The organism is Thermococcus sp. (assembly GCF_026991495.1).
Lineage (GTDB): Archaea > Methanobacteriota_B > Thermococci > Thermococcales > Thermococcaceae > Thermococcus.
This window is the reverse complement of sequence record NZ_JALXBJ010000074.1, coordinates 3,970-12,423: the sequence shown is the minus strand read 5'-3', so window position 1 is coordinate 12,423 and position 8,454 is coordinate 3,970. Positions and strand designations below refer to the sequence as shown.

Below are 8,454 nucleotides of genomic sequence, written 5' to 3'. Positions count from 1 at the left end.
ACCAAACAACAGTTCTTGAATAACTATAAGCGGATCCTCAAATGTCCCCCGGAGTTTCCCACCGGCTCTAGTCCAGCATTCACCCTCCAACACGCGCTCATCAAAAAGCAAAAGAACAGGAAAGGGAGAGTAACGTTCCCCAGCCCTGGACTTGACCAACTCGACCTCCAATCGGAGGTGCTTTCCCTTAATGACAATCTTGTTCTCCGCCAATGTTCATCACCCCTTTTGGATCCAGTTATTGCTCCAGCTCTGGTACTCGTACACTGCGTCCTCCTTTATCGGATAAGCAACCTTAAGACAAACTTCCCATACTCAAAGCTCAAGACTCTAACTTAAACCTCTTCTCATACAGCTCCTCTACTTCCTGGTAGAACTTTTGGAGGAAGTCGTAGTCATCAGACTCTTCCCCGTGCTCAAGCCTAATCTTCTCGATAACCGGAGCGTACTTTTCCAGGTACTTTCTACTAATTTCCAGAACGTCCTCGATAAACTCTTTGAGGGAAAGCTCGACAACACCCTTATACTTACCCTTGAATTCGGAGCAATCAGTGAATTCAAGGAGTTCGTTGTGATAGTAAATCCTCGCAATCCGTCCGGTAGAGCAGGCATAATAAATAGCATTCCTCTCAACCGCCTGGTACACAACAACCTCATCCCCCATCAAGTGAAACCCCTCATCTTCCACATTCTCTCTACCAAACTTGGTTAGTTTCTGAACGTGCGGATGCTCTGGCTGTAAAAAGTAATAACAAGCAGTCAACAAGTTCTCAAAAAACCTATAAACATCCGATTCATCCCCGTCTATTTTTCCTTTCCAGCAGGCTCCTAAGAGTAAGTGCTCGTCTATTGCAAAAATCAAAAAGAATGGATCAGGAGAGGAGAGATACCTCTCAAGGTCTATTTTCACCTCCAAGTGCTTTCCCTTCATTGTAATCCACATTCTCACCACCTCACTGCCAGCCACCCCTGCCAGGAATAAACGTCTCAACTGCCCCACCCTTTGTCGGATACGCCGTCTTAAGCACAAACTCCCCGTCCTCAAACTTGAACTCCAGCTGGACAGCATCGTCCAGTCATCGGCACATTGTCTTTCAAATTCTTTTTTGATGCAACTCTTTGATTTCCCTATACCATTCCCAAAGGACATCATGGTCATATGGCTCCTCTCTCTGTTTCATCATGATCTGTTCTACGATACTCGCATAGTTTTTGAGGTATTTCCTGGAAATCCTGAGCACATCTTCGACAAACTCCACAAGAGACAATTCAATGGTGCCCTTTTGCTTTCCTCTGAATTCCGGACAGTCCGTCTCGTCAAGTAGTCTGTTATAATAGTGCACTTTCACAATATCTCTTGTTCTTTCGAGGAAAATGTAAACGGAGTCTGCTATGGACGTTGCGGAGTAAATTAGCGAGTCCTCCTTTACACGAAAGCCGTACTCTCTAACAGTCTCCCTTTTCACACCCACGAGTTCTCCGGATCTTGCCCTCATAAAGAACCTGATGCTGTCAAGCAAGTCCTGCACAACCCCGTAAGGATCTCCAGGTGCTCCGGTTAGCTTTCCAGAACTCCATTTTTTCCAGCACATGCCTACAACAACATGGCCATCCAGTAACATAACAAGGGGAAACGGATACACTCCCCCATAAAACTTCCCCAAATCCGCTTCTATATGAAAGTGTTTGCCCACCAATTTGAGCGTGTTCATGTTATCACACCTCCCTCAATGAAAAAATGAAATGAGACTACCCAGTCACCACCCATTCTTTGCTCCACTCCCGGTATTCGAGAACTTTGCTGCCTCTCGTCGGATACGCCGTCTTAAGGTAGTACATGTTGGATGAGCCCTTCTTTTTCAGGAACACCAATTCAACCTGATCAATCCCTTCCACATTTATGCCGAGCTTTTTAAGATCAACTGGTAGCACAACCTTACCCCCACCGCTGAACTTCTCCGCATAGTCAGGGTCTTTGAGCGCCTTGCTCACCACTTCCCTCAGGAACCCCGCCAGCTCCTCCTCACTGTTAAAGACTTTGGGCAACTGCTTCGCCTGACCGTTCACCACAATCTTCTGGCCCATCGGCCAGAAGGTTGTTTTTCAATTAATGCTCAAAATCCAGCTCTGTTTTAATTTCCTGTATGAGGTTTTCTAAGTATTGCCTAAGCCGAGAAATTTCCTCTGTAAATCCGTTATATTGCATGGCTTTAGTCTCCATTTCTATTGGGAAGCATTTTTCAAGGTACTCCTCGCTTATTTTGAGAATATCGGCGACAAAGGCCTCAAACGGTAGTTCGATGGTGCCCTGAAGAGAGTTCTTCGAAAAAATATACTTAGGAGCTTCATTTATGAAATGAAAACGCAACAATTCCCCCTTTCTTTCAAGATAATACGTGTTAAAATCTAGGTCAAGTATTGGTCCGCAGACATAGCTATCAGGTAACAACTTAAAACCATCGTTCTCAGCGTTTTTCCTTTTGTTAAAACAACTTTCAGGGTACTTTAGGAGATCTCTCGTACAGAGAAGTAGATCCTGAAAGAGGCCATATGAGTCACCAAGCCATCCCTCATTGTGGTATCCTCCCACTTCATGCCCAGCCACCAAAAAAAGAATAGGAAAACGGCCGGGAAATGGGTCTGGCTCCAAGGATTCCAAATCTATTTCAACCTCAACAAATTTTCCACGAAGTTTGCACCTCATTGAAGTCACCCCATGCGTATCCATTTACCATATTGTTTTTCTCTGTCCCACACGTACCCTAAAACCTTCCTGCCCTTTGATGGATACGCTGTGATAAGTTGATAGGCACCTTTAGCTTGGTTGTATGAGAACTGGAACTCTACCGCATCTATCCCGTCTATATGCATCCCAAGCTTATCCAAGTTTACCCTTAGCTTCACGAAGCTCTGTCCCCTAAATTCTGTGTAGTACTCTTCCTTCTGAAGTGCCCTCTCCAGTACTTCATCGAGGAACTCTCTGAGCTCTTTTGGGAGCTTGCTAGTTTAGGTTCAGCGGTTTTCCAAGTCAAGCCTCTTCCTGTATAATTCCACTACCTCATAATAAGACTCCCACACGTAATCATAACCCTCAGGTTCTCCCGTATGTTCGATTATTATCCTCTCAATAATCGGAGCGTACTCGTCCAAGAATTCCTTACTGATCTTCAACACATCCTCAACGAACTCTTTGAGGGGAACCTCAACAACACCCTTATGCTTACCCATGTACTCAGGACAGTCTGTGAATTCAAGGAGCTCATTGTGATAGTAAATCCTTGCAACCCTCCCAGTAGAGCAAGCATAGTAAATAGCATTCCTCTCAACCGCCTGATACACAACAACCTCATCCCCCCTCAACTGAAACCCCTCTTCCTCAATATTCCTTTTATCAATCTTGGTTATTCTCTGAACATGCGGACTCTCCGGCCGCAAAAAATAATAACAAGCAGTTAACAAATTGTAAAAAAACCTGTAGACATCCGATTCATCCCCCTCAAGCTCTCCCCTCCAGCAGGCTCCTAAGAGTAAGTGCTCATTTACTGTAAAAACCAAAAAGAAGGGATCAGGGGAAGAAAGATACCTCTTAAGGTCTATCTTAACAGTCAAGTGTTTCCCCTTCATTGTAACCCACATTCCCATCACCTCACTGCCAGCCGCCTTTCCCAGGAATAAACGTTTCCACAGTCCAGCCTTTCGTCGGATACGCCGTCTTAAGCACAAACTCCCCATCCTCAAACTTAAACTCCAACTTAACAACATCAATCCCATCAACATTAACCCCAACCTTCTTAAGATCTACTGAAATTCCAAAGTTTGGTTTTGGCACTCCATTCTTAAAGAATTTTTCTTGGTAATCCGGATCCTTGAGCGCCTTGTTCACCACTTCCCTCAGGAACCTCGCCAGCTCCTCCTCGCTGTTAAAGACTTTGGGCAGTTGCTTCGCCTGACCGTTCACTACAATCCTCTGACCCATCGGCCAGAAGGTTGTTTTGCCTGCCTCGTCCATTTCGTATCCTCTAACGTGCCTGATGTAAGCGTGGATTAAACCCCACTTTTCGTTTCCCTTCTTTGCTATTTTTGACCTCGCTGAATTAACTCAAAAGTCTTCTCAATATTTCCTAACAGGATCTCCTTAAGACATTGTACGTCTTTCTCTAATCCAAGCAATTCTCCTTTAGTTATAATAAAAGGCCATTCACATCCGTTCTTTTTCAACTGCTCGTTTACACACTCCAAATTTCCTTTTAGGAACTTCAAAAACTCCTCAGACAAGTTAAGAACATCAAAAACAAAATCTTTAATTGATATCTCCAATTGGTCATTGTTAAAGTTCTCGCACTTAAAATGAAGTTTTAAATGATTTTTCACTGGCCTGAAGGAAAAGGCGCAGCCTTGGAGCATTAAACTAGCCGAGTATATCTTTATCTTCCCTTCAATGACGTCTTCTATTGGAACTTCATCCGCTTTATACAAGCCCGCCTCAACAGCTATATCCCTCCAAAAGAGAAAAGAATCTCCTTCAGCTTCTTTATGCTCCTCCAGGAAATAGATGCTCAACCTGACAAGGTCCCTAACCAGTCCAAACACATCCCCCAAAACGCCCCCCTGTTGGGGGGTAACCAGGCATCCCCAATTTTTAATGAAATCCTAAATGGGTACCTGCAGTTTACCCCGGTTTCAGACAGATATGCAACGACTTCAAAGAGCCTGCCATTCAGGTGTAGTTCCATGCTCTCACCCCAAATTTGTCTTTTCCAAGTAGATGGACTTTAGAGTCGCAAGAAGGCTCTTGTATTTGAGGAGTTCTTCTCTCGTAATAACCCAATCCTCACATCCAGATGATACCAAGAACTTGTTAATGTCCTCCAAGTTTGGGAGTAAGTAGTTCCAGAAGTTTTCCGCCATATTTATTACATCTTCAGCAAACTCCCTAAATGGAAGCCGGAGGCTTTTTTTAACTGGAACAACGGCTTCAACGTCTCCGACTGTCTGGCATTCCTCCGTCTCATAATATACAACCAACATTCCGTTTTCTATGGTGAATAAATAATGATTGGGGCCAATTCTTACACAGTAAGCTGTGCTAAGGAGTTCTTTACGGCCAGAGAGGAAGTGTTCACATTCCATCTTTGAAGGAGAGCTGAAACATTTTGCACAGTATGGATTAAGGGACATTCTCGGGCTGAGCAGACAGAGAGTAGCCTGCATAAGCCCGGTAGCTATCTCAAGGCCGCACTCATCATATTCTATGTAGCCCTCGATGACCCTACCAAACAGTGGTTCGCCGTCAATGGTAATAACTGAAAAAAAAGGCAAAGAAGCACTCGGGCAAGAGCCCGTGAGAAGGCGGCCCAATTTTCACATTTAGATGCTTTCCAACAAATCTGAACTCCTGAAATGGCATTTGGAATCACCTCACGGACGGCGTACCCACTTACTATTCCTGTATACCCACACTGCACTTCCATGCTCTGATCAAAATGTAATGAGTTTGTATGTACTCCCCAGTTCTCTTAAAGACATGTTATTAGATGGGACGGTTAAAATAATTGTGTCCGAGCAAGCTACCAGTTATCTTCAGGATTTAACTAGACCTTAGATCAGATTCAGATTTTAAATATTTCCTTAAACCTCATTAAGGTGTGTTTGTAGTTACTCCATAATTCATTGCACATATATTCTTCTGGTTTTTGGCCGTAGTCAGCTCTAATTTTCTCTACAACTTCCATATAATCGGTTAAGTAAATAAATACACTTCTCAATACCTCCTCAATAAACTCCCTGAGATTAACTTTAATCGTTCCATAAGGTGAATCATCACAGTTTATTAGCGAGTTATAATAATGAATCAATAAACTATCATCCTCACGTTCAAAAATTACAACACTACAACAACCAAAAGAGATTAAATAGAGTGGATTCTTATCACCAACTGAAAAACCAAGTTTTTTCGCATATTCCCTTAATTCGCCAGCATATAAACCCCCTTCTAAGGAATCAGGCTCCATAATCCAGGAAATAGCGTAAAGGAGTTCATTAAATACATATAGTGGTTCCATCATTATTCCTCTGATCCTTTTCTTCCCAGCAGTCCCTTGACATGTTCCTACTAGGATATGATTGTTAAACAAGATTGTCATAGGGAAGGGATTAAACGTTTCGTCTACATTAAACTCATTTAAATATATCTCAAAACGTAGATGATGGGTTGTAATGAGGATCTCATCATAGATATCCTTTGGAGTTTCATTATTCCATTTTTGCAAAACCCACTTGTAAAATTTTAACACTATAAATGCGTAGTTTAGATGAGGTGGTAGCATGAATACTTTATTTTTACTTTACAGATATCCAGCCAGCAATTTCTCTACCACACTTAACAATTCTTTAACAAATTTATCAAACTCGAATTCGATTGTACCATTAAGCCCCTGTAAGCTCAAAGATTCACCATAATAGTGGATCCTCAGCCTCTTGCCGTAACGTTCCAGAAATAGATTAATTTTTGGAGGTATTATGGTATGATATACCGAGCTTTCTTTTTGAATGTTAAATCCAAATTTTCTAGCTAATTCCACAGATCCTATAGGCAGCTCAACGCGATCTTGAAGCATTAACCAAGAGACTCCAGTGAGCAAAGCGTCAATGACCTTTAGTAGCTTTTCGTTATATTGTTTCTCAACTTTTGTCTCCATATCTTCAGAAGGGAGCAAAGGACTTATACCATGCAAAATAAGAAAGAGAAGAAAGAGGTAAAAATCATCACTAATCCCTGTACTGTGATGTCTAAGTGTGCTGTTAATGTTTTTCTTCTTCATGAGTTTTCACCCCAACTAAACCCATTCTCCTGTCGTGCTCCTATACTGCCAGACGGCCCATCCCCTTGTTGGGTACGCTGTTTTAGCTATGTACTTTCCGTCTTCGAGCCTAAGTTCTATTACTATTTCTTCGATACCGTCGACATTTAAACCGTATTTTTCTAAATTGATTCTTAAAGGTACATTGCTTTTCCAAGTCCCTTCCCTGCTAAGTAATTGCGTCATTATTAAGTTTTCATCTTCGCCAACACGGTTCAAGATTTCCCCGAGAAACTTCCTTAATTCCTCGGGACTACCAAAGATCTTTGACAACTTTTTCTTTATTTTATGATATTATTAACTATTATCTCCTAACCCATCGGCCGGACACTAAAAAATTAACAAGAAAATGCCACTTTTGAATCATAACCTCTTACTAGCTCCCAATTTCTCCCTCAAAACCCTCCAGTCCTCTAAATCTTTTAAATACTGTTTTATGAGCAATTTGCAGCCATCTATCCCATCATACCCATAGACTTCTCGTCTGACTTCTTCAACGCGCTTGTAATGCCTCTCTAAATACTCTCCAACAACTTTTAGCACGTCTTCCCCAAACTCAACCAAGGGAACCTCAATACTACCCTTATGCTTGCCCTTGTACTCGGGACAATCAGTCCCCTCCAAGAGGCCATTGTAATAATGAACCCTCACCACATCACCCAAACCCTCAAAAAAGACATACGATTGCATTGCCATTATGGCACAGTAGAATGGACTGTCGTCTGAGACATCAAATCCTTTCTCCCTTGCTATTTCTCTGGGATGGCTACATCCCCACTCCTCGTGTTCTGCATAAAGAATCTGTTCTAAACCATGAAGTAAGCCACCAATAACCATTACCGGGTCCGTGTATGTTCCCTGGAGTTTTCCACCATCAACACTCCAGCATTCTCCGACCAGAACGTGATCATCAAAAAGTAAAAGAACGGGAAAAGGCCAGTAAACTTCCGCCCCTCCCTCCCTATCAAGCCCAACCTCAAAGTAAACGTGCTTACCCTTAATAACAATCTTCTCACTTACCATGCTCCATCCTCTTTTCCCGTTTCAATGTTTCTAATTCTGCCTTGTCAGCCGTGTACCATCTTAAATACTCCTCAATGTCTTCCGACCGATCCTCATTCCAGTACTTTCTCCTCGCCTCTTCAACTTCTAAAGAGTACTTGACCAAGTATTCTCCAATAACCTTCAAAACATCCTCAGCAAACTCGAAGAACGGGACTTCAATAGTACCCTTATGCTTACCCTTGAACTCGGGACAATCAGTGAATTCCAGCAATTCGTTATTATAATGGATCCTAACAGTATCCCCAATTCGTTCAAAGAAAATATTAGCATAAGACAGCGTGGTACAATAAATCGGACTATCGTCCGCCACATTAAAACCCAACTCGCGCGCGTATCCTCTAGGATTACCGCAACCATGCTCGCTCGGAGTAAGGTCAAACACTTCTTCCAAACCAAACAACAGTTCTTGAATAACTATAAGCGGATCCTCAAATGTCCCCCGGAGTTTCCCACCGGCTCTAGTCCAGCATTCACCCTCCAACACGCGCTCATCAAAAAGCAAAAGAACAGGAAAGGGGTCATAGTTATC

At 42.6% G+C, this 8,454-nt stretch carries 14 protein-coding genes and 1 pseudogene; all 15 read right to left on the bottom strand.

Features of this window, described 5'->3' with window-relative positions; genetic code table 11:
- Positions 1-213, bottom strand: a pseudogene (locus tag MVB78_RS08930) (hypothetical protein); the annotation flags it as partial.
- A gap of 109 nt (positions 214-322) precedes the next feature.
- Positions 323-943 carry a hypothetical protein gene (locus MVB78_RS08925; protein ID WP_297490473.1) on the bottom strand — a complete coding sequence of 207 codons (621 nt, stop codon included), beginning with the start codon at positions 941-943 and terminating at the stop codon, positions 323-325.
- A gap of 151 nt (positions 944-1,094) precedes the next feature.
- Entirely contained in the window at positions 1,095-1,712 is a 618-nt protein-coding gene (locus MVB78_RS08920) for a hypothetical protein (protein ID WP_297490469.1), read from the bottom strand.
- 37 nt (positions 1,713-1,749) lie between these two features.
- On the bottom strand, positions 1,750-2,085 hold the full coding sequence (locus MVB78_RS08915; RefSeq protein ID WP_297490467.1) for a hypothetical protein: 336 nt from the start codon (positions 2,083-2,085) through the stop codon (positions 1,750-1,752).
- Between the two features lie 22 nt (positions 2,086-2,107).
- Positions 2,108-2,704, bottom strand: a complete 597-nt coding sequence (locus MVB78_RS08910; protein WP_297490465.1) for a hypothetical protein — start codon at positions 2,702-2,704, stop codon at positions 2,108-2,110.
- A 5-nt stretch (positions 2,705-2,709) separates the two neighbouring features.
- Positions 2,710-2,904, bottom strand: a complete 195-nt coding sequence (locus MVB78_RS08905) for a hypothetical protein (protein WP_297490463.1) — start codon at positions 2,902-2,904, stop codon at positions 2,710-2,712.
- Between the two features lie 108 nt (positions 2,905-3,012).
- A complete protein-coding gene (locus tag MVB78_RS08900; protein WP_297490461.1) occupies positions 3,013-3,642 on the bottom strand; it encodes a hypothetical protein in 630 nt (209 codons plus the stop codon).
- 4 nt (positions 3,643-3,646) lie between these two features.
- Positions 3,647-4,009 carry a hypothetical protein gene (locus MVB78_RS08895; RefSeq protein WP_297490459.1) on the bottom strand — a complete coding sequence of 121 codons (363 nt, stop codon included), beginning with the start codon at positions 4,007-4,009 and terminating at the stop codon, positions 3,647-3,649.
- Positions 4,010-4,074: 65 nt separating this feature from the next.
- The gene (locus tag MVB78_RS08890) at positions 4,075-4,599 is read right to left on the bottom strand and encodes a hypothetical protein (RefSeq protein WP_297490457.1); all 525 of its coding nucleotides are present in this window, start codon (positions 4,597-4,599) and stop codon (positions 4,075-4,077) included.
- Positions 4,600-4,737: 138 nt separating this feature from the next.
- On the bottom strand, positions 4,738-5,358 hold the full coding sequence (locus tag MVB78_RS08885) for a hypothetical protein (RefSeq protein WP_297490455.1): 621 nt from the start codon (positions 5,356-5,358) through the stop codon (positions 4,738-4,740).
- A gap of 251 nt (positions 5,359-5,609) precedes the next feature.
- Positions 5,610-6,269 (bottom strand): hypothetical protein, encoded by a 660-nt coding sequence (locus MVB78_RS08880; protein WP_297490453.1) that lies wholly within the window; start codon positions 6,267-6,269, stop codon positions 5,610-5,612.
- A 75-nt stretch (positions 6,270-6,344) separates the two neighbouring features.
- On the bottom strand, positions 6,345-6,821 hold the full coding sequence (locus MVB78_RS08875; RefSeq protein ID WP_297490451.1) for a hypothetical protein: 477 nt from the start codon (positions 6,819-6,821) through the stop codon (positions 6,345-6,347).
- A 15-nt stretch (positions 6,822-6,836) separates the two neighbouring features.
- Positions 6,837-7,133, bottom strand: coding sequence for a hypothetical protein (locus MVB78_RS08870; protein WP_297490449.1), 297 nt, complete (start codon positions 7,131-7,133; stop codon positions 6,837-6,839).
- Between the two features lie 90 nt (positions 7,134-7,223).
- A complete protein-coding gene (locus MVB78_RS08865) occupies positions 7,224-7,883 on the bottom strand; it encodes a hypothetical protein (RefSeq protein ID WP_297490447.1) in 660 nt (219 codons plus the stop codon).
- The coding region (locus tag MVB78_RS08860; protein WP_297490445.1) for a hypothetical protein at positions 7,873-8,454 on the bottom strand (582 nt) is incomplete at its 5' end. The genes MVB78_RS08860 and MVB78_RS08865, both read right to left, overlap by 11 nt.